17 protein-coding genes are annotated in these 19931 nt (G+C 68.2%); 9 read left to right on the top strand and 8 right to left on the bottom strand.

What is annotated here, in order from left to right; translation table 11 throughout:
* The first annotated feature begins 2 nt into the window (after positions 1 to 2).
* The 5 genes from AC3WOB_RS16225 (at position 3) to AC3WOB_RS16205 (ending at position 5733) form a co-directional block, all read left to right on the top strand.
* The gene (locus tag AC3WOB_RS16225) at positions 3 to 962 is read left to right on the top strand and encodes an MBL fold metallo-hydrolase (RefSeq protein WP_492275604.1); all 960 of its coding nucleotides are present in this window, start codon (positions 3 to 5) and stop codon (positions 960 to 962) included.
* Positions 963 to 1029: 67 nt separating this feature from the next.
* Entirely contained in the window at positions 1030 to 2064 is a 1035-nt protein-coding gene (locus AC3WOB_RS16220; protein ID WP_492275603.1) for a fumarylacetoacetate hydrolase family protein, read from the top strand.
* Positions 2065 to 2076: 12 nt separating this feature from the next.
* Positions 2077 to 2745: a maleylacetoacetate isomerase gene (gene maiA / locus AC3WOB_RS16215; RefSeq protein ID WP_492275602.1), complete on the top strand. Its 669-nt coding sequence runs from the start codon at positions 2077 to 2079 to the stop codon at positions 2743 to 2745.
* A 53-nt stretch (positions 2746 to 2798) separates the two neighbouring features.
* Positions 2799 to 4151 carry an MFS transporter gene (locus AC3WOB_RS16210; protein WP_492275601.1) on the top strand — a complete coding sequence of 451 codons (1353 nt, stop codon included), beginning with the start codon at positions 2799 to 2801 and terminating at the stop codon, positions 4149 to 4151.
* Between the two features lie 28 nt (positions 4152 to 4179).
* The gene (locus AC3WOB_RS16205; RefSeq protein ID WP_492275600.1) at positions 4180 to 5733 is read left to right on the top strand and encodes a fumarate hydratase; all 1554 of its coding nucleotides are present in this window, start codon (positions 4180 to 4182) and stop codon (positions 5731 to 5733) included.
* A gap of 69 nt (positions 5734 to 5802) precedes the next feature.
* Here AC3WOB_RS16205 and AC3WOB_RS16200 read toward each other — a convergent pair whose 3' ends face one another.
* The 4 genes from AC3WOB_RS16200 to AC3WOB_RS16185 form a co-directional block, all read right to left on the bottom strand.
* Positions 5803 to 6621: a DODA-type extradiol aromatic ring-opening family dioxygenase gene (locus tag AC3WOB_RS16200; protein WP_492275599.1), complete on the bottom strand. Its 819-nt coding sequence runs from the start codon at positions 6619 to 6621 to the stop codon at positions 5803 to 5805.
* Positions 6622 to 6640: 19 nt separating this feature from the next.
* On the bottom strand, positions 6641 to 7567 hold the full coding sequence (locus AC3WOB_RS16195; protein ID WP_492275598.1) for a DODA-type extradiol aromatic ring-opening family dioxygenase: 927 nt from the start codon (positions 7565 to 7567) through the stop codon (positions 6641 to 6643).
* A gap of 189 nt (positions 7568 to 7756) precedes the next feature.
* A complete protein-coding gene (locus tag AC3WOB_RS16190; RefSeq protein ID WP_013393278.1) occupies positions 7757 to 8221 on the bottom strand; it encodes a MaoC family dehydratase in 465 nt (154 codons plus the stop codon).
* 27 nt (positions 8222 to 8248) lie between these two features.
* Positions 8249 to 9232 carry a tripartite tricarboxylate transporter substrate binding protein gene (locus AC3WOB_RS16185; RefSeq protein ID WP_207466625.1) on the bottom strand — a complete coding sequence of 328 codons (984 nt, stop codon included), beginning with the start codon at positions 9230 to 9232 and terminating at the stop codon, positions 8249 to 8251.
* Positions 9233 to 9376: 144 nt separating this feature from the next.
* On the opposite strand from AC3WOB_RS16185, the gene AC3WOB_RS16180 reads away from it, so the two are divergent.
* The 3 genes from AC3WOB_RS16180 to AC3WOB_RS16170 all read left to right on the top strand — a co-directional run bounded on the left by AC3WOB_RS16180 (position 9377) and on the right by AC3WOB_RS16170 (position 13871).
* Positions 9377 to 10279, top strand: a complete 903-nt coding sequence (locus AC3WOB_RS16180) for a LysR family transcriptional regulator (protein WP_492275597.1) — start codon at positions 9377 to 9379, stop codon at positions 10277 to 10279.
* 120 nt (positions 10280 to 10399) lie between these two features.
* The gene (locus AC3WOB_RS16175) at positions 10400 to 11563 is read left to right on the top strand and encodes a CaiB/BaiF CoA transferase family protein (RefSeq protein WP_492275596.1); all 1164 of its coding nucleotides are present in this window, start codon (positions 10400 to 10402) and stop codon (positions 11561 to 11563) included.
* 298 nt (positions 11564 to 11861) lie between these two features.
* Positions 11862 to 13871, top strand: coding sequence for a PEP/pyruvate-binding domain-containing protein (locus AC3WOB_RS16170; RefSeq protein WP_492275595.1), 2010 nt, complete (start codon positions 11862 to 11864; stop codon positions 13869 to 13871).
* A 5-nt stretch (positions 13872 to 13876) separates the two neighbouring features.
* Here AC3WOB_RS16170 and AC3WOB_RS16165 read toward each other — a convergent pair whose 3' ends face one another.
* Both AC3WOB_RS16165 and AC3WOB_RS16160 read right to left on the bottom strand, forming a co-directional pair.
* On the bottom strand, positions 13877 to 14854 hold the full coding sequence (locus tag AC3WOB_RS16165; RefSeq protein WP_492275594.1) for a Bug family tripartite tricarboxylate transporter substrate binding protein: 978 nt from the start codon (positions 14852 to 14854) through the stop codon (positions 13877 to 13879).
* A gap of 1 nt (position 14855) precedes the next feature.
* Complete coding sequence (locus AC3WOB_RS16160) at positions 14856 to 16139, bottom strand: amidase (protein ID WP_492275593.1); 1284 nt, start codon at positions 16137 to 16139, stop codon at positions 14856 to 14858.
* An 89-nt stretch (positions 16140 to 16228) separates the two neighbouring features.
* Between AC3WOB_RS16160 and AC3WOB_RS16155 the strand changes: the two genes are divergently transcribed.
* Positions 16229 to 17140 (top strand): LysR substrate-binding domain-containing protein, encoded by a 912-nt coding sequence (locus AC3WOB_RS16155; protein WP_492275592.1) that lies wholly within the window; start codon positions 16229 to 16231, stop codon positions 17138 to 17140.
* A 54-nt stretch (positions 17141 to 17194) separates the two neighbouring features.
* Here AC3WOB_RS16155 and lpdA read toward each other — a convergent pair whose 3' ends face one another.
* Together lpdA and AC3WOB_RS16145 are read right to left on the bottom strand one after the other, a co-directional pair.
* A complete protein-coding gene (lpdA, locus tag AC3WOB_RS16150) occupies positions 17195 to 18598 on the bottom strand; it encodes a dihydrolipoyl dehydrogenase (RefSeq protein WP_013393270.1) in 1404 nt (467 codons plus the stop codon).
* Between the two features lie 2 nt (positions 18599 to 18600).
* Positions 18601 to 19929, bottom strand: coding sequence for a dihydrolipoamide acetyltransferase family protein (locus tag AC3WOB_RS16145; RefSeq protein WP_492275591.1), 1329 nt, complete (start codon positions 19927 to 19929; stop codon positions 18601 to 18603).
* Between the last annotated feature and the right edge of the window lie 2 nt (positions 19930 to 19931).

The following is a 19931-nucleotide window of genomic DNA, read 5'->3' as shown; positions in this document are numbered from 1 at the left end:
CCATGAGCAAACCCTTCGCCTCCCAGGCCGACCTGGCGGAAAAGAAGATCTCCTTCGAACGCCTGTCCGAAAACGCCTACGCCTACGTCGCCGACGGCGACCCCAACTCGGGCGTGATCATCGGCGACGACAGCGTGATGGTGGTCGACGCGACCGCCACCCCGGCCATGGCCCAGGGACTGATACGCGCCATCCGCGGCGTCACCGACAAGCCCATCCGCCACGTCGCGCTGACCCACTACCACGCGGTGCGCGTACTGGGCGCGTCCGCCTTCGCCGCCGAAGGCGCGGCCCACGTGTATGCCAGCCGCGGCACCCATGAACTCATCGTCGAGCGCGGCCAGGCCGACATGGATTCCGAGATCGGCCGCTTCCCGCGGCTGTTCCAATCCGCCGAAGGCATTCCGGGGCTGACCTGGCCCACCGTGGTGTTCGAGCGCGAACTGACCGTGTTCCTGGGCAGCCTCGAAGTGCGCATGCTTCACCTGGGCGCCGGCCACACCCGGGGCGACTCCATCGTCTGGATTCCGTCGCAGGGCATCTGTTTCTCCGGCGACCTGGTGGAGTTCAACGCGGGCGTGTACACGGGCGATGCCTACCTGTCCGACTGGCCCGCCACGCTGGACGCGCTGCAAGCGCTGGAACCGCGCCAGATGGTGCCGGGCCGCGGCCCCGCGCTGACCACGCCCGCCGCCTGCCGCGAGGCCATCGGCTACACGCGCAGCTGGGTCGAGACGCTGTACGGCTGCGCCCGCCAGGGCGTGGAGCAAGGCAAGAGCCTGAAGCAGGTCTATGAAGACACGCGCCGCGTGATGGACCCGGAATTCGGCCACGTCGTCATCTACGAACACGCCATTCCCTTCGACGTCTCGCGCGCCTACGACGAGGCCAGCGGCATCACCGAGCCGCGCGTCTGGACCGCCGAGCGCGACCGCGACATGTGGGCCGAACTCACCGCCTGACCCCGGCACGCCACCACGCCACGAGGCCCCGCCGCGGGCCTCCCCATCCGATACGGAGCACCTGAACATGAAACTCGCCACCCTGAGCAATGGCGCCCGCGACGGCGCCCTGGCCGTCGTCAGCCGCGACCTGACCCGCACGCGCGCCGTGCCGCACATTGCAGCCAGCCTGCAGCAGGCGCTGGATGACTGGGCCCGCGCCGCGCCGCTGCTGCAGGCCGAATACGAAGCGCTGAACGCGGGCGACGGCGCCAGCCAGCCCTTCGATCCGGCGCGCTGCGCCGCGCCCCTGCCGCGCGCCTACCAATGGCTGGACGCGTCCGCCTACCTGAACCACGTGGACCTGACGCGCCGCGCCCGCGGCGGCGAGATGCCGCCCTCGTTCCTGACCGATCCGCTGATGTACCAGGGCGCCTCGGACGACTTCATGGGACCCTGCGAGGACATCACCGCCGCCAGCGAGGACCTGGGCGTGGACCTGGAAGCGGAGATCGTGGTGGTGACCGACGACGTGCCGCTGGGCGTGAACGCGGACACGGCGCTGGAACACGTCGTGCTGCTGGGCCTGGTCAACGACGTGACCCTGCGCAACGTGGTGCTGCCCGAACTGTCCAAGGGCTTCGGCTTCCTGCAAGGCAAGCCGGCCTCGGCGCTGTCGCCCGTGCTGGTCACACCCGACGAACTGGCGCCCTACTGGCGCGGCGGCAAGCTGCACCGCGCCATGCAGGTGTGGCTCAACGGCCGGCAGATCGGCCAGCCCCAGGCGGGCGAGGAAATGCAATTCCATTTCGGCGAACTGATCGCGCACGCGGCCCGCACCCGCCGCCTGGGCGCCGGCACCCTGGTGGGCAGCGGCACCATTTCGAATGCCAGCGACGCCGCCGGCGTGTGCTGCCTGGTCGAGGCGCGGGTGCGGGAAAAATTGCGCGACGGCGACATGCGCACCCCCTTCCTCAAGCACGGCGACCGCGTGCGCATCGGCATGCGCGACGACGCGGGCCTGAGCCTGTTCGGCGACATCGACCAGCAGGTGCGGATCCCCGGCACGCGTCCCATGCCTGCCGCCGCATCTGCCAGCGTGCCCGCAACCGCCGCCGCCTGAACGGAGACCGCAATGGCCGACTCCCCTGCCCTCACCCTGCACAGCTACTGGCGCAGTTCCGCGGCCTACCGGGTCCGTATCGCCCTGGCCTTGAAGGGCCTGCCGTACCGGCAGGTCACCTGGCACATGGTCAAGGGTGAGCACCAGCAACCCGCCTACCGCTCGCTGGCGCCCTTCGGCCTGGTACCCATGCTGGAGATCGACGGCCTGCGCCTGCAACAGTCGCTGGCCATCATCGAGTACCTGGACGAGCGCCATCCTGATGCACCGCTGCTGCCGGCCGATCCGGCGCAGCGCGCTCAGGCCCGCGCGTTGGCCCAACTGATCGCCTGCGAAATGCATCCGCTCAACAACCTGCGCGCGCTCAAGCGCCTGCGCGCCCAGTTCGGCGCGGACGACGAACAGATCCAGGACTGGTATCGCCATTGGTGCGCCGAAGGCTTCCAGGCCTTCGAAGCGGCGCTGCCCCCGGCGCAGGACGGCAGCTACGCGCTGGGCGCCGCGCCCACGCTGGTCGAGTGCTACCTGATCCCGCAGGTCTACAACGCCTTGCGCTACGGCGCGGACCTGGCGCCTTTCGAACGGGTCCGCGCCATTGTCCAGGCCTGCGCCGGCCTGCCTGCGTTTGAAGCCGCCCGCCCGGAAAACCAGCCCGACGCGCCGCAGAGCGCCGCGGCCTAGGCGACACCCCCCGATAAGAAGCTGAACCGCCGCATTCCCCCAAGGAGACAACCATGCAAACAGAAATCCCCGCCGGCGGCGCCGCCGTCGCATCCGCCCCCCGGTCTGCGTCCGGCCCGCTGGTCAGCGCCGACGACCGCAAGGTGCTGGCCGCCACGCTGGTCGGCTCGGCCATCGAGTGGTACGACTACTTCATCTACGTCCAGGCCGCGGGCCTGGTGCTGGGCTCGCTGTTCTTCGCGCCCTTCGCCAAGGAGAACCCGGAGCTGTCGCTGATCCTGTCGTTCGCGACCGTGGGCGTGGCCTTCCTGTTCCGGCCGCTGGGCGCCATCGTCTGCGGCCACCTGGGCGACCGCTACGGCCGCAAGCGAGTGCTGGCGGCCACGCTGATCCTGATGGGCGTGTCCACGGCGCTGATCGGCGTGCTGCCGACGTATGCGCAGATCGGCATCTGGGCGCCGGTGATGCTGGTGGCCTTGCGCGTGCTGCAAGGCTTCTCGGCCGGCGGCGAATGGGGCGGCGCGGCGCTCATGGCGGTCGAACACGCGCCCCGGGAGCGGCGTTCGCTGTTCGGCGCCTTCCCGCAAATTGGCGTGCCGCTAGGCATGATCGTCGCCACCGGCGTGCTGTGGTGCATCACCGCCCTGGTCGGCGCCGACAACTTCATGGCCTGGGGCTGGCGCGTGTCCTTCCTGCTGTCCATCGCGCTCATCGTGGTCGGCGTCTTCATCCGCCGCGCCGTCGAGGAATCGCCCGTGTTCCTGGAAATGCAGTCGCGCCGCAGCCATTCCTCGGCGCCGCTGGGCACCTTGCTGCGCAAGCATCCGCGCCAGATCCTACTGACCACGCTGATCTTCGTGGGCAACAGCACGGCGGGCTACCTGCTGGTCGGCTTCTTCATCAGCTACGGCAGCCGGACGCTGCACATGCCGGCGCAGCAGGTGCTGATGATCTGCACGCTGGCCGCGGCCTGCTGGCTGGGCACCACGCTGCTGGGCGGCTGGCTGGGCGACCGCATCGGCCGCGTGCGCACCTTCCAGCTCGGCTACGTGCTGCTGGCGCTTTGGGCCATACCGATGTGGTCCTTCATCGAATCCGGCGACGTGATGCAGTTCGCCTTCGCCCTGGCCGTGCTGTCGGTGCCGCTGGGCCTGACCTATGGACCGCAGGCCGCGCTGTATGCCGAGATGTTCCCGGCCGACGTGCGCTATTCCGGCGTGTCGGCGGGCTATGCGCTGGGCTCCATCCTGGGCGGCGCCTTCGCCGCGATGATCGCGCAGTCCATCATCACCGCCACCGGCCAGTCCTGGCATGTGGGCGTCTACGTCATCGTCATGGCCGTGGTGTCCTTCGTGGCCGTGAGCCTGGTCAAGGATCGCCCGGGCGTCACGCTGCACGCCGAATGAACCTTCAAGCCACCCACCCATGCACGCCATGAGCACAAGCATCCGCCAGGACGACCTGATCGAATCCATCGCCAGCGCGCTCCAGTACATCAGCCATTACCACCCGGCCGACTACATCGCGCATCTGGCCCGCGCCTACCAACGCGAGGCCAGCGCGCCGGCGCGCGACGCCATGGCGCAGATCCTGGCCAGTTCGCGCATGGCCGCCATCGGCCGGCGGCCGATCTGCCAGGACACCGGCATCGTCAACGTCTTCCTGGAAGTCGGCATGGACGTGCGCTGGGCAGGCTTCACCGGCAGCCTGGAGGACGCCGTCAACGCCGGCGTGCGGCGCGCCTACCTGGACCCGGACAATCCGCTACGGGCCTCGGTGGTGGCGGACCCGCTGTTCGGCCGCGGCAACACCCGCGACAACACGCCCGCCGTCATCAGCATGCGGATCGTGCCGGGCGCAAGCCTGGCGGTCACGGTGGCGGCCAAGGGCGGCGGCTCGGAAAACAAGGCGCGTCTCGCCATGCTGAACCCGGCCGACAGCATCGTCGACTGGGTGCTGGCGCAGATTCCGGCCATGGGCGCCGGCTGGTGCCCGCCCGGCATGTTGGGCATAGGCGTGGGCGGCACCGCCGAGAAAGCAATGCTGCTGGCCAAGGAAAGCCTGATGCAACCGCTGGACATGCACGAACTGCAGGCCCGGGCGCAGCGCGGCGAAACCCTGGCGCCCGAGGACGCGCTGCGGCTCGAACTGTACGACCGCGTCAACGCGCTGGGCGTGGGCGCGCAGGGTCTGGGCGGCCTTACCACCGTGCTGGACGTCAAGATCAAGACCTACCCCACGCACGCGGCCGCCAAGCCCATCGCGCTGATCCCCAATTGCGCCGCCACGCGCCATGCAAGCTTCGTGCTGGACGGCTCCGGCCCCGCGCACCTGGCCCCGCCGTCGCTGGATCTCTGGCCCGACCTGGGCGCCGAACGCGGCCCCGGCGCCGGCCGGCGCGTGAACCTGGACACGCTCACTCGCGAGGAGGTCGCCTCCTGGCGCGCCGGTGAAACCCTGCTGCTCAACGGCCGCATGCTGACCGGACGCGACGCCGCACACCAGCGCATCCAGGAAATGCTGGCCCGCGGCGAGCCCCTGCCCGCCGACTTCCGCGGCCGCGCCATCTATTACGTGGGCCCGGTGGACGCCGTGCGGGACGAGGCCGTCGGCCCCGCCGGCCCCACCACCTCGACCCGCATGGACGGCTACACCGACATGATGCTGGCGCGCACCGGCCTGCTGGCGATGGTGGGCAAGGCCGAACGCGGCCCGCAGGCGGTCGAGGCGATCCGGCGCCACCGAGCGGCTTACCTGATCGCCGTGGGCGGCGCGGCCTATCTGGTGTCCCGCGCCATCCGCAGCGCTCGCGTCATCGCCTTCGAGGACCTGGGCATGGAGGCGATCCACGAGTTCGAAGTCACGGACATGCCAGTAACCGTGGCGGTGGATGCGGTGGGCGGGAACCTGCATGTGTCGGGGCCGGCGCAGTGGCGCCGGGCAACGGGGACCAAGGAAATACCGGTGGCGCTTGCCGGGCAGACCTGACTAGCGTCATGGATGCGAGCCTTCGCCGGCGCGGTCCCGCAAGCGCCGCCTCCAAGGCCCGGCACGCCGTCAACCCACCTTGAATTCCACCACCGCCCCGCCGCTGCCGTACAGCGGCGCATACTCCAGCACCTTGCCGCCGCGGAACTGGTCACCCAGCGCGCCCAGCAGCCAGGACATGGGCTTGAAGCCCATCTCGGCCTTGGCCTGCCCCGCATACTCGGGCATCGCCTCGCGCAGTTGCGGGGCATCGCCGCTTTCCAGCAACGCCAACATGCGGCGGTTCCAGTCATCGTCGGCCTGGGAGATCAGGCGGTCGGATTCCGGCGCCACCGGCTCGCGGAACATGGTGTTGGACAGCCCGCCTATGCCGATGACTGCCGCCCGCTTGCCTTGCGCCGCGGCCGCCTGCACGGCGATGCGGCTGAGCTGCTCGGTCTGCGCGTTGTCGTGGTACAGGTTGTTGGCCGCCAGCGTCACGGGCAGCTGGTCGGAGCCAAAGCCCATCAGCGTGCTGACCGTGATGGTGCCCGTGTCGATGGGAAATTGGTCGTAGTCCACGCCGCGCGCATGGATGCCGGCGTCGCGGCAGCCTTGTACGCAGGCGTCGGCCAGGCCCGCGTCGCTGGCGATGTCGAAGGGCAGCTCGCCGTACTCGTGCCAGTTCTCGTCCACATGCACGCCGGTGCTGCGCGCGCGCGTGATCCACAGCTGGTCCAGCACCGCCATCCACTGCGTCGAATACACCAGCACCACATCGGGCCGGGAAGCCGCCAGCGACTTGCCGGCCGCGCGCAGCGCCTGGTTCAGGCGCCCCCAGGGCGCCACGTCGCTGCGCAACTGCGGCAACGGGCTGCCGGGAACGAGAAATGCGGAAACAATGGTCATGGCCTGTCTCCCTGGATGGCTAGTCCGCCGCGCCGGCGGGTTGTTCGAGGCGGGAAAGCCCGGCCTCCTGCAGATTCCATTCCATCACCGCGTTGCCGGTGCCGATCACGGTGCCGTAGCCGTGAAACTTGCCCGCCAATTGCGGATAGCCCATGGCGGCGTGCATCCAGGTGAAGGCGCCGGATTTCACTTCGGCGAAGGCTTCGTCGATGAACTGGGGCAACAGCTCGAATACCTCGTCCATCCTGCCCTTGCGCATCAGGTCGATCATGCGGATGTCCCACAGATAGCCGTCGTAGCGCGCCGGATGTTCCTTGGACATGTCCTCGGGCACCTCGGGCTGTTCGTGGAAATGCCAGTGCGACAGCGTGTTGCTGGCCAGCAGCACCGCGCGCCGCCCGCTCTTGCGTATCGCTTCGCGCGTGGCCCGGCCCAGCAGGTCCATTTCCTTCTGCCCTTCCTGGGTGTTGAGGTAGTACGGCGTGTTGTTCGCCGACAGCCCCACCACCGGAATGTCCCATTGCGGCCGCACCATGTGCAGCGTCGTGATGGTGCCGTAGTCCACGCGGAACTTGGGGTTGCGCATCATCTTGGTGACCAGGCCCAGCTTGCGGCCTTCCTCGCAACAGGCCTCGGCCAGTTCCACATCCACGTCCATGCCGAAGTCGTAGCGGAACAGGTCGGGAAAGATCGGGTCCACCGAGCGGCCCTCCAGGCGCGGCACGCCCAGGAAATGGTGGCCTACCTGGGTGATCCAGTGCGGCGAATGCACCAGCAGCACGTCGGGCTGCAGGCGTTCGATGCTTTCGCGCACGTGGTCGTAGGCCCAGCGCAGACTTTCCCAGCCGCCGCGCGAGCGCGGCTCGTTCTGCGGCGGGTTCTCGCCGTACACCAGGTGCGGCGGATGGGGAGCCAGGAATCCGGAAAGAATTTCGCCGTCCTTCATTGCTTACTCCTTTGCGAGAGCAGTGGGAACCGGGTTCGACCGATGCTGCTTGGGCGCGCCATTTTGTACGTATACGTACTGGATTCAAGTATCGATTCGCCGCAGTCCGCTGTCAACGGGCGGCACGCCTTTGGAAGATAGGGAGTTTCCCGAGCAGGCGTTCCGATCCGCCCTCCCGGGAGTTGCCGGCTATTGCGCCTGGCCCTTGCGCAACAAGTACTTCTGCACGCCGTCCATCACCACCTCGTCGCGCTGGTTGCGCACCAGGCTGTGCATGACCAGCACCCCGGTCGTGCGTCCGGGCAGCAGTTCCGCCACCGTCAGCGACGAATAAAGCGTGTCACCCACGAACACGGGGTTCAGGAATCGGCTGCTCTGTTCCAGAAAGCCCTTGAGGGAATCCTCCACCATGTGGGGAAACAGTCCCGCGCCCGCTGCGGTCTGGATGGCGACCTGGAAGCCGTGCGCCAGCATGTGGGGCATGCCGTGGGCGCGGCAGTATTCGACGTCGTAATGCACGGGATGATTGTCGCCGCTGGCGAGCTGGAACGCGGCGAACAGGGCATCGGTCATGGTGCGCGACGGCAGCAGGAAGACCTCGCCGACTTCGAAGTCCTCGAAGTAGCGCTGAACGCAGAGTTGGTGCTTGATCATGCAGGGTTCCTTTTGTCTTGACGGGATTCAGTTCGCGGTCATGTGCGCGGCGCGGGCGACCTCGCCCCACTTCTTCAGTTCGCCCTGCAGGAAAGCGCTCAGCGCGGCGGGCGTCGTGTCCGGTTGCAGCACCAGCCCCATGTCGTAGGCGCGGCGCCGCAGCTCCGGATCGGCAAGCGCGGCGCGCAACGTAGCGTTGAGCTTGTCAACGACCGGCGCCGGGGTGCCCGCCGGGGCCAAGACGGCGTTCCAGGTATAGGCCTCGTAGCCCGGCACCGCTTGCGCGATGGGCGGAGTGCCGGGCGTCTGCGGCAGGGGCTGCGCCATCGACGTCGCCAGCAGCCTGACCGTGCCGGCCTGGACCTGCGCCAAGCCCGTGGGCGCGCTATCGATCATGAAGTCCAGGTGTCCGCCGATGACGTCTGCCATCGCCGGCGCGCTGCCGCGGTACGGCACGTGCATGGCGCGCACCCCGGCCAGATGGTTCAGCAATTCGCCGGCCAGGTGCGGCGCGCTGCCGATGCCGGCCGAGCCGTAGTTGACCTTGCCTGGCCTGGCCTTCAGATAGGCCATGAACTCCGGCAAGGTGGTGGCCGGCACGTTCTTGTTGACGACCAGCACCAGCGGCGCCTTGGCCGCCAGGCCGACCGGCGCAAAGTCCTCCACCGTGCGGTACGGCAGGTTGGAATGGATGCTGGGATTGACCGCGTGCGCCACCGTGGTCAGCAGCAAGGTATAGCCGTCGGCCGTGGCTCGAGCCACGGTTTCCGTGCCGACCAGGGTGCCGGCGCCGGTCCGGTTCTCGACCACCAGCGCCGCGCCCAGCTTGCGGCTCCAGGTCTCCGCCAAGGCCCGCGCGAAGGTGTCGGTGGGTCCGCCCGCCGCATACGGCACCACCAGGCGTACCGGCTTGGCCGGATAGTCCTGCGCCGCTACTGCGCCCCCCGCCAGCGCGCCCGCTGCGATCACGGCGGCGCCCGCCAAGGCGCGCCAGGGAAATCCATGTCTCATGCTTGTTTCCGTTGGTCTTTTGTGTGCGGCACAATATAGAGACGAGGCCGGAACCACGAATAGTCGAAAGTTTCTTATCCGGCTTAGAGCCCTTCTAACAGCGGCCCGCCACGGCGCTGCGCCGCCCGAATCCAGGTGCCCTCCTTGCGCTACGAACTGACCGACCTGCGCGTCTTTGTCGCCATTGCCGAAGCCAAGAGCCTCACCGGCGGAGCCTCCGACCTGCACCTGACCGCGCCATCGGCCAGCTACCGCCTGAAGAACCTGGAACAGGCCATGGGCGTGCCGCTGTTCGTGCGCACCCAGAAAGGCATGTCGCTCACCGCCGCCGGCATGACCGTGCTGCGCTATGCGCAGACCATACTGGGCAACGTCGAGCGCCTGCGGGCGGAAATGCGCCGCCACACCGACGGCGTCGAAGGCCATATCCGCGTCTACGCCAACAGCAGCACGCTGAGCAGCCTGCCCAGCGCGCTGAGCCGGTTCCTGGCCGCCTATCCAAACGTCAACGTGGATCTTGAGGAGCATCTCAGCGAAGAAACCGTCAAGGCGGTGCTGGACGGCCGCGCCGACATCGGGCTGGTCGCCGGCGCCATCGAAATGCGTGGGCTGGAATTCATCAGCTACGGCCAGGACGAACTGATCTTCATCATTCCCCCGCGCCACCCGCTCAGCCTGCACCCGCGCGTTTCACTCGAAACCGCGCTGTCGCACGATCTGGTCGCCATCGGCCGCAAGAGCAGCAACTTCCTGTACCTGCAGCAAATGGCCGAACAGATGGGGCTCAAGCCCCGGGTACGCGTCCACGCGCCCAACTTCGACGCCGTGCTGCGCTGCGTCCAGGAAGGCGCAGGCATCTCACTGGTGCCGCGCTCGGTTGCGGCGCCGGCGCTGGCCCAAGGCAGGGTCGAATGCGTGCAGATCGAAGAATCCTGGGCCGTGCGTGAACAGCGCGCGGTGATGCGCAAGCAGGACGCCCTGCCCGGCTATGCGCGCGCCTTCATCAGCTTTGTCACCGAGCCGCGGCCAGCGCTGGACGCCGATTAGAGAATCTCGAATCCCGCTTAAAAAATATCGACTGGCCGCGCGCGCGCCCCGCATTCCATAATGCTCCGCCGCCGCCGGGCCCGGCATGCGCCCCGGCCCACACTCCCCATCCAGGACGATATGACCGCAGCTACCCGCCCCCTAGACGGCATCACCGTCATCGCGCTCGAACACGCCGTCGCCGCCCCTTTCGCCAGCCGCCAGTTGGCGGACCTGGGCGCGCGCGTCATCAAGATCGAACGGCCGGACGCCGGGGACTTTGCGCGGGGCTACGACGACACCGTGCGCGGCCAGTCGTCGTTCTTCGTGTGGGCCAACCGCGGCAAGGAGAGCCTGGCCCTGGACACCAAGGCGCCGGGGGCCGCGCAAGTGCTGCGCCGCCTGCTGGGCCAGGCTGATGTCTTCATCCAAAATCTCGCCCCCGGTGCCGCGCGCCGCATGGGCCTGGACTACGAAACGCTGCGCGTGGACTTCCCCAGGCTGATCGTGTGCGACATTTCCGGCTACGGAGATGACGGCCCCTACCGCGACAAAAAGGCCTATGACCTGCTGATACAAGCGGCTTCGGGACTGATCTCCCTTACCGGCACGCCCGACTCCCCAGCCCGCACGGGCATCTCCATCGCCGACATCGCCGCCGGCATGTATGCCTATTCCGGCATCCTGTCGGCGCTCATACAGCGCGGACGCACCGGCGCGGGCTTACGCGTTGAGGTGACCATGCTGGAGGCGCTGACGGAATGGACTTCCTATGCCTTGAATTTCGCGCACTATGGCGGCTCCCCGCCCGCGCGCAACGGCGTGGCGCATCCCGCGATCGCGCCCTACGGGCAATACCTCGCGGGCGACGGCAAGCCCGTGATATTCGGCCTGCAGAACGACCGCGAATGGCTCAGCTTCTGCACCCATGTGCTGGAGGACCCGGCGCTGGCCGACGACGAGCGCTATGCCACCAACGTCCAGCGCGTGCGGCACCGCGAGGCGCTGGATGCGCGCATTGCGCAGTGCTTTGCCTTGCTGTCGCGCGAACAGGTGCTGGCCAGGCTGGATCGGGGCGGCATCGCCAACTCCGCCTTGAACAACATGCACGAGGTCTGGGAGCACCCGCAGTTTGCCGCGCGCGGCCGCTGGCGCGACGTGGCCACGCCAGGCGGCCCCATCCAGGCATTGCTGCCGCCGGCGACCTTGTCGGGCGCCAGCGCGGCCATGGGCGCCGTGCCCGCCCTGGGGCAGCACACCGCCGCCATCCTGGCGGAATTGGGGCTGGGCGCCGACACGGCCTGATGGCGCGCGGCGCATGGGCATGCCGAAAAAAAGGAGCAGCGATAGCTGCTCCTTCAAAAGACCCTACGAAGAAACCGCCTCCATCACCGCTGTGCAGAGATGGCCGGTTTCCCGCGGCGCCGGCGGGCGCGATTAAGCCTGGGTGGTATTAAACGACATCCGTAGCCTGAAGCACATCACTGAAATTGGGTATTTTGCGCCCCCGCAGCAACTTCAACGCATGGTTTATCACATCCGGAAACAAACGCCGGCACGGCTCCGATATCATCGCCACTCCCTGCGCCCTGCCCGCCCGTTCATGCGTCCATTGCCCATCCCCCACCGCCTTGCCTGCCGCCGCCCGACCCGCCTGATCGCCCTGGCTGCGCTGACCGCGCTGGCCGCCAGCTTCGGCCCGTCCGTCCAGGCGCAGACCGCCCGCAAGCCCTCGCCCTATGAGAACGTCCGCCCGTTGAACCCCGACGAGCGCGCGGCGCAGCAGACGGAGGACGCCAACAAAGGCGGCCCGGCCTTCCTGAGCCAGATCCGCACGCAGGCCGAGTTCCAGCAACTGGCCCGGGTCTACAACCCCGGCGCGCCGCTGGAGATCCCGCACGTGCTGTTCGTGATCGACCGGAAACAGGGCGGCAAGATCTACTACGTCAACACGCCGCGCTACACCCTGCACGAGAACTTCGCGCGCGAGCGGCGCCTGCTGCCCGCCGACGACAAGGCCACGCTGATCGCGCAGTACAAGGATCCGCAGCGGCGCCTGCTATTCGGCACCCTGAGTTGGCAACACGGCCTGCCCGGCTACACCTATGAATTCTGGGAAGGCGACCGGATCAACCCGGAATTGTTGAAGCTGGCCGATGAAAAACTGCAGGCCAGCTTCTACGAACCGGTGCGCTTCAAGGCCAATTCCACGCTGCACGAACAGGTCGCGCAGACCGCCGGTCTGAACGCCGTGACGCAGGAATCCTTGCTGCGCGAACAGACCTTCCTGCCGCTGAACACCGGCGTCGGCCAGGGCCGGCTGCGCATCGTCACCTCGGTGGACGACACGCCGGACCTGTCGCCGACCGATATCCTGGTGCTGGACGAAGTGCCGGTTGCGCTGCCGCCGGTGGCCGGCCTGGTCACGCAACGGCCCTCCACACTGCTATCCCACGTCAACCTGCTGGCCAAGGGCTGGCGTATTCCCAACGCCTATGTGCGCGACGCCGTGGCGGCGCTGCGCGAGCATGACGGCCAGTGGGTCGAGCTGACCGTCTCCAGCAATGGCTATCAGGTGCAGCGCATCGCCAAGCCCGACGTCGCGCCGCCGCCCAAGGCCGCCCTGCCGCTGCCCAAGCCCGACCTGACGGTCAAGGCGATCAAGCCGCTCGCCGGCATGACCACGCGCGACAGCCGCCATTGCGGCGTCAAGGCGGCCAACCTGGGCGCGCTGAAGTCCGCGCTGCCGCCCGCGGCCACCGTGCCAGACGGCTTTTGCATCCCCTTCGCGCAGTACGCGGCCTTCATGGCGCAACTGGGCGTGCCGCAACGCATTGCCGCGTTGGAGCAGCGGCCGGACTTCGCCAGCGACGCCAACGTGCGCCGCGCCGAACTGGCTGCGCTGCGCCGGGACATCATCCAGGCCCAGCCCGATCCCATGCTGGCCGCCGCCTGGCTTGATCGCTGGCAGAAGCAGTTGCAAGGGCGCGGCGTGTTCGTGCGCAGCTCGTCCAATTCCGAAGACCTGCCGGGATTCAGCGGCGCGGGGCTCTACACCACCGTGCCCAACGTCACGCAGGCCGACGCGCTGGCGCAGGCAGTGCAAACCGTGTGGGCCTCGGTCTACAACTATGAAGCGTACGAAGCCCGGCGCGCGGCCGGCATCGGCCAGGACGGCGTGGTGATGGCGGTGCTGGTGCAACAGGCCGCGGCGTCGGAAAGTTCAGGCGTCATGATCACGCGCGATCCCTTCGACGCCTCGCGCCGCTACGTCACCTACATCTCGGCCAAGCGCGGCCTGGGCATCAAGGTGGTGGAAGGCAAGCGCCAGGCCGAACAGCTGATGTACTCCAGCTGGTCCAAGGCGGTGCAGGTGCTGAGCCGTTCCGCCGAGGACACCCAGTTGGTGGCGGACGCGGCGGGCGGCGTCCGCGAAGTGCCGATCGAAGGCACGCGCCAGGTACTGAACGATGCCCTGGTGGCGCGCCTGGCTTCTGTAGCCAGCCAGGTCAAGCAGCGCCTGGGCGGCGTGGACCAGGATATCGAATGGGCCGTACAGGGTGAGAACATCCTGATCGTGCAGGCCCGGCCGTATATCGACGGCAGCCGGTAAAGACCTTAGTCCGGGCTCGCACCCGAGGCCTGCACCACCTGCTTCCACTGCATGAACTCGGCCTGCTGCCGCGCCGCCAGCTCGGCCGGGCCGTCATGCATCATCGTCACCCCCAGCTGGTCGAACTTCTGTTGCAGCGCTTGGTCCGCCAGGACTTTCCGGATGGCCTGGTGCAAGGTGTCGATAGACGCGCTGGGCGCTTCCTTGGCGCCATAGAACGCGACCCACAGGTCGCCGCGGAAACCCGGTATGGCTTCGTTGATGGCCGGCACGTCAGGCAGCAGGGCGTTGCGCTTTTCGCTACTGACGCCCAGCGCGCGCAGTTTGCCGGCCTTGATGCCTTCGACCGCCGAAGGCAGGCTGGCGAACAGCATGGGCACTTGATTGCCCATCACGTCCGCCATGGCCGGCGATACGCCGCGATAGGGAATGTGCTGCATGCGCAGGCCGCCCATCTGGTCCAGCATCACGCCCAGCAGATGGTTCAAGGTCCCCGCGCCGGCCGAGGCGTACTGGTACTTTTCCGGATTGGCCTTGATCAGGGCCATGAATTCCTTCATGTCCTTGGCGGGAAAGGCGGGATTCACGCACAACACGTTGGGCACTTCACCCACTGCGGCGATCGGCGTGAAGTCCTTGATCGGATCGAATTTCGCGTCCTTGTAGACCCAGGGCACGATCAACTGGTTGCTGTTGGCCGTGAACAGCACGGTGTAGCCGTCCTGCGGCTCGCGCAGGAAGGCTTGCGTGCCCACCACGCCGCCGGCGCCAGGCTTGTTGATGACGACCACGGGCTGGCCGAGTTCGGCGCCGAGCTTTTCCGCCATGATGCGCGCAACGATGTCCACCGTGCCGCCGGCCGCCGTGGGCACGACCACGTTGATGGGACGGTCAGGAAAGGCCGCGTGGGCCTGCCCCATTCCCGTCACGGCCGCGGCGGCGCACAGGGCCAACATGCCCTGCCTCAGTGTCTTGAATCCCATTTCATTCCCCTTGCTGTTTCAGCAGATGATGTAACTTCCGGCCGACGGCGAGCAAGGCTTGGTCCTCGCCCAGATCGCCGACCAATTGCATGCCCAAAGGCAGCCCCGCGCGGCTGAACCCGGTCGGCAGGTGCAGGCATGGCCATCCCAGCACCGACCAGATCTTGTTGTATGAGGCGTCGCCGGTGTGTTCGAGCCCATGCGGCGCGGGCCCCGGCGTGCTGGGCGTAAGCACCAGGTCGGCGCCGCCGTAGAGCGCGCTCCAGCCGTGGCGCAGCGCGGCCTGGATCTCGCGCATTTCCTGATACTGCCCGGCCCCGATGGCCAGGCCATGCGCCACCGCCTGGCGTAAGGCGCCGCTCAGGGCGTGCCCCTGGCGCTCCAATACCGGCGCCAGGCTGCGCGCGAACTCGTAGTGCATGATCACGTCGTGCGCCTGCAGCAAGAGCGCCGTCTCGTGCTCGGGTTCCACCGTCACGCACCGCAGCCCATGCGCGGCCAGGACTGCGCGGGCGCGCTCTAACTCGGCCTGGCTTTCGGCGCACAGTCCGGCCTTCGGATTGTTCAGCTGCACCGCAATGGTCAGTTGCCGCTGCTCCGCGGCGTCCGCGTCCGCGCCGCCGATGAGCACATCCGCAATGGCCTGGACATCCGCCACGCTGTTCGCGTACCAGCCTATGGTGTCCAGCGATTCGCAGGTGAGCTTCATGCCGTCCCGGAACACGCGGCCTACGCTAGGCTTGAATCCCACCACTCCGCAATACGCGGCCGGGCGGATCATCGAGCCTCCGGTCTGCGTGCCCAGGGCGGCAGGCACCATGCCGGCCGCCACGGCGGCTGCGGAGCCGCTTGAAGAGCCGCCAGGCGTATGCGCCGGCGCATGGGGATTGCGGGTGGGACCTGGCGTCCTGAAGGCGAATTCGGCGGTCACCGTCTTGCCCACGGGGATCGCGCCGGCCGCGCGCAACATGCCCACGCAGCAGGCGTCGAACGCGGCCTCGCCGGCCATCAAGGCAGGCGCCCCGAAACTGGTGGGCATATCGGCCACGTCGATCACGTCCTTGATGCCGATGGGCACGCCGGCCAGCGCGCCAGCGGCATGGCGCGCCGGTTCCATCTGTTCCAGCGCCGCGACGGGCAGCACATGGCTCCAGGCGCGGATCGCCGGCTCTTGCCGGGCGATGGCCGCCAGGCTCTGGCGCGCCGCCGCGAACACTGCCGCCTCGCCGTCCCTCACGCCTTGAGCGATGGCAGTGACCGAAACGGGAAATGGAGCTAGGGACATGGGCGAATCCGGCATGCCGGTTGAATGAAGCGATGCGGCATCTTAGGAACTGGACTAATCTATGTCCAATATGTAATTTCGCCTTAATTATGTCGAAATCTGAATTAATCTTCCTGGACGGCCGGCTGCTGGTCCTGTTCTGCACGCTGGCGGAAGAACTGCATTTCGCCCGCGCTGCGGCGCGCCTGTTCATGACGCAGCCGCCCCTGACGCAGCAGATCAAGCGGCTGGAAGCGATCGTCGGCGTACCCCTGTTCGTGCGCACCACGCGCTCGGTGAAACTGACGCCCGCTGGCGAAATCATGTACGAGCGGGCGCGCAAGATCGCCGCGGATACCCAGCTCATGCTGCGCCAGGCGCGGCGGACGGCGCGCGGCGAGACCGGCTCGCTGGTGATAGGCATCACGCCCAGCGCCGCGAGTTCGCCGCTGGTGTCGGCGCTCAGCCACTATCGCGATGCGCACCCGGAAGTCCGCATCGACCTGCGCGAGATGAATTCCGTGGACATGGAGCCCGCGCTGCGGTCGCGCGCCGTCGACGTGGCGCTGATGCGTCCGCATCCGCTGGACGCGGATATCGCGACCCGCGTCATCTACGAAGAGCCCCTGCGCGTGGCGCTGCGCCACGACCATGCGCTGGCGCATCAGCGCGATGTTGCGCTGGAAGAACTGCTGGAATTTCCCCTGGTGGGCTACCGCCAGGACATCTCACCGTACTTCCGCAGCATGATCCAGGCGCTGTTCGCGCGCGCCCAACTGAAGCCGGAAATCGCGCAGGAAAGCGTCATTCCCACGCTGCTGACGCTGGTGGAAGCCGGCATCGGGCCGGCGCTGGTACCCCAATCATTGTCCCGGATGCGCACGGATTCATTGCGTTTCCTGCCTTTGCGCGATGTGGCGGGAGCCACGGCTCAGGTGGTGTTGGCGGCGTTGCGCGACCAGGGCAATCCTGCGGTGGAGGGATTCAGCGCCGCCTTGGCGCAAGCCGTAGCCCCTCGCTAGGCAAACGCCCAGGCCTTCGACGGAACGCCGCGCGAGCGCGGCGTTCCGCGGCTCCTAGATGTGCAGCGCGTGGCCCAGCGCCTTGAGCGCCGCTTCCTGCACCGCTTCACCCAGGGTCGGGTGCGCGTGGATGGTGCCCGCCACGTCTTCCAGCGTGGCGCCCATTTCCAGCGACTGGCCGAAGGCCGTCGACAGTTCCGACACGCCACGCCCCACCGCTTGCCAGCCCAGGATCAGGTGGTTGTCGCGGCGCGCGACCACGCGCACGAAGCCGTCGGTGGATTCCAGCGTCATCGAACGCCCATTGGCGGCAAACGGGAAGGACGCCGTCAGGCAATCCAGGCCAGCGCTTTCCGCCTCATTGGGCGACAGGCCCGCCACCACGACCTCGGGATCGGTGAAGCAGACCGCCGGAATCGACGCCGGCTGGAAATGCCGGCGCTTGCCCGCCACCAACTCGGCCACCATCTCGCCCTGCGCCATGGCGCGGTGCGCCAGCATGGGCTCGCCAGCGATATCGCCGATGGCCCAGACGTCGCGCATGGAGGTACGGCACTGGTCGTCGATGCGCAGCGCGTTGCCCTTGCGGTCCAGCTGCAGGCTTTCCAGTCCCCAGTCCTGCGTGCGCGGACGCCGTCCCACCGCAATCAGCACGCGGTCGGCCGGCAACAGGGTTTCGACGCCGGCCGCATCCTGCACCCGCACCGCATTGCCGGCGCCGTTCAGGCCCAGCACCTTGCGCCCCAGATGCAGATCCACGCCCATCTTCGTCAGCGCGGCGGCCACCGGCTTGGTGAGTTCGGCGTCGTAGGTCGGCAGGATGCGGTCCTGCGCTTCCACCACCGCCACTTCGGCGCCGAGCTTGCGGTACACGGTGCCGAGTTCCAGGCCGATGTAGCCGCCGCCCACCACCACCAATTGCTTGGGGATGCTGGTCGGCGACAGCGCCTCGGTGGACGACACCACCATGCCGCCGAAAGGCATGGACGGCAGCGGCGTAGGCTCGGAGCCCGCCGCCAGCAGCAGGTGTTCGCACTGGATGCGGATGACGCCGGATTCGCCGCTGTCCACTTCCACCGTCTTGCCGTCCAGCAGCCGGGCCCAGCCGCGCACTACTTCCACGCCGTTCTTCTTCAGCAGCGCGGCCACGCCGCCGGTCAGCTTGCCGACGATGCCGTCCTTCCAGGCCACGGTCTGGGCCAGGTCGATGGCGGGCGCCGACACCGAAATACCCAGTGCCGACTTGCCGGCGTAATGGCGCGCCTTGTCGAATTCCTCGGCCGCGTGGATCAGCGCCTTGGAGGGGATGCAGCCGATGTTCAGGCAGGTGCCACCCAACTGTGCGCCTTCGACCAGGATGGTCGGCACGCCCAGTTGGCCAGCGCGGATGGCGGCGACGTAGCCGCCGGGGCCGCCGCCGATCACCAGCAAAGTCGTAGTCTTAGTGATCTGGCTCATGCTTACTCCACGAAAAGCAGCGCGGGTTGTTCCAGCAGCGCGCGCACCGCCTGGATGAAGCGCGCCGCGTCCATGCCGTCCACCACGCGGTGGTCGAAGGACGACGACAGGTTCATCAACTTGCGCGCCACCACGGCGCCATTGCGGATGGCGGGCCGCTCGACGATGCGGTTCACGCCCACGATGCCGACCTCCGGATGGTTGATCACCGGCGTGGTGACGATGCCGCCCAGCGGGCCCAGGCTGGTGATGGTGATGGTGGACCCCGACAGTTCGTCGCGGCTGGCGCTACCCGTGCGCACCGCCTCGGCCAGGCGGACGATCTCGGCCGCCATGGACCAAAGATCGCGCGCCTCGGCGTGGCGCATGACCGGCACCATCAGCCCGCCGTCGCTTTGCGTGGCGATGCCGATGTGGACCGCGCCGTAGCGCGTGACCACGCCGCCTTCGTCGTCGTAGCGCGCGTTGATCTGCGGGAAATCGCGCAACGCCACCACCATGGCGCGCGCCAGCAGCGGCAACAGCGTGAGCTTGCCGCGCGAGGCGCCCCATTTCTGGTTGAGGCTGGCGCGCAGCTCTTCCAGTTCGGTCACGTCGATTTCCTCGACGTAGCTGAAGTGCGGGATGCGGCGCTTGGACTCGGCCATCTTCTGCGCGATCTTGCGGCGCAGGCCGATGACCGGCACGTTTTCCTCGTCGTTGCGCTCGGCGTAGGCCACGCCGCCACGGGCTTGAGCCCCCGCCCCCTGCCCTTGCAGGTAGGCGTCCAGGTCTTCGTGCAGGATGCGGCCGGCCGGGCCGCTGCCCTGCACGTAGCGCAATTCGATGCCCAGGTCCCAGGCGCGCTTGCGCACGGCCGGCGAGGCCAGCGGCTTGTCGCCGGGCTGGCGCGCGACGGCGGCGGGCGCCTGGCGCGCGGGCTGGGCCGGCGACTGCGCGGACGGCTTGACGGGCGCGGCGGCCTCGGCGGCAGCCTTCGGCGCCGGCGCGGGCTGCGGTGCGGGCGCGGCGGCAACAGGCTGCGTCGCAGCGGGAGCCGCGACAGCCTTGGCCGGTGCTGCATCCGCGCCCGGTTTCAGGTTGCCTTCGCCTTCCACTTCCAGGCGGATCAGCTCGCCGCCCACCGCCATGACCTGGCCCACGTCCCCGCCCAGCGCGACCACGCGACCGACCACCGGCGCGGGAATCTCGACCGTGGCCTTGTCCGTCATGACGTCGGCCAGCGGCTGGTCCTCGGCCACTATGTCGCCGATCTTCACGTGCCAGGCGACCAGTTCCACTTCCGCGATGCCTTCGCCGATGTCGGGCATCTTGATGACATGAATACCCATCT

The sequence above is a fragment of the Achromobacter sp. FW305-C-30-7 genome, from assembly GCF_058783105.1.
This window is presented reverse-complemented; position numbering and strand designations above follow the sequence as displayed.

What these genes read in the sequence shown, in the direction of transcription:
- AC3WOB_RS16225 (WP_492275604.1), top strand. Translation starts at nt 3, where the DNA reads ATGAGCAAACCCTTCGCCTCCCAGGCCGACCTGGCGGAAAAGAAGATC.
- AC3WOB_RS16220 (WP_492275603.1), top strand. Translation starts at nt 1,030, where the DNA reads ATGAAACTCGCCACCCTGAGCAATGGCGCCCGCGACGGCGCCCTGGCC.
- maiA (WP_492275602.1), top strand. Translation starts at nt 2,077, where the DNA reads ATGGCCGACTCCCCTGCCCTCACCCTGCACAGCTACTGGCGCAGTTCC.
- AC3WOB_RS16210 (WP_492275601.1), top strand. Translation starts at nt 2,799, where the DNA reads ATGCAAACAGAAATCCCCGCCGGCGGCGCCGCCGTCGCATCCGCCCCC.
- AC3WOB_RS16205 (WP_492275600.1), top strand. Translation starts at nt 4,180, where the DNA reads ATGAGCACAAGCATCCGCCAGGACGACCTGATCGAATCCATCGCCAGC.
- AC3WOB_RS16200 (WP_492275599.1), bottom strand. Translation starts at nt 6,621, where the DNA reads ATGACCATTGTTTCCGCATTTCTCGTTCCCGGCAGCCCGTTGCCGCAG.
- AC3WOB_RS16195 (WP_492275598.1), bottom strand. Translation starts at nt 7,567, where the DNA reads ATGAAGGACGGCGAAATTCTTTCCGGATTCCTGGCTCCCCATCCGCCG.
- AC3WOB_RS16190 (WP_013393278.1), bottom strand. Translation starts at nt 8,221, where the DNA reads ATGATCAAGCACCAACTCTGCGTTCAGCGCTACTTCGAGGACTTCGAA.
- AC3WOB_RS16185 (WP_207466625.1), bottom strand. Translation starts at nt 9,232, where the DNA reads ATGAGACATGGATTTCCCTGGCGCGCCTTGGCGGGCGCCGCCGTGATC.
- AC3WOB_RS16175 (WP_492275596.1), top strand. Translation starts at nt 10,400, where the DNA reads ATGACCGCAGCTACCCGCCCCCTAGACGGCATCACCGTCATCGCGCTC.
- AC3WOB_RS16170 (WP_492275595.1), top strand. Translation starts at nt 11,862, where the DNA reads ATGCGTCCATTGCCCATCCCCCACCGCCTTGCCTGCCGCCGCCCGACC.
- AC3WOB_RS16165 (WP_492275594.1), bottom strand. Translation starts at nt 14,854, where the DNA reads ATGGGATTCAAGACACTGAGGCAGGGCATGTTGGCCCTGTGCGCCGCC.
- AC3WOB_RS16160 (WP_492275593.1), bottom strand. Translation starts at nt 16,139, where the DNA reads ATGTCCCTAGCTCCATTTCCCGTTTCGGTCACTGCCATCGCTCAAGGC.
- AC3WOB_RS16155 (WP_492275592.1), top strand. Translation starts at nt 16,229, where the DNA reads ATGTCGAAATCTGAATTAATCTTCCTGGACGGCCGGCTGCTGGTCCTG.
- lpdA (WP_013393270.1), bottom strand. Translation starts at nt 18,598, where the DNA reads ATGAGCCAGATCACTAAGACTACGACTTTGCTGGTGATCGGCGGCGGC.
- AC3WOB_RS16145 (WP_492275591.1), bottom strand. Translation starts at nt 19,929, where the DNA reads ATGGGTATTCATGTCATCAAGATGCCCGACATCGGCGAAGGCATCGCG.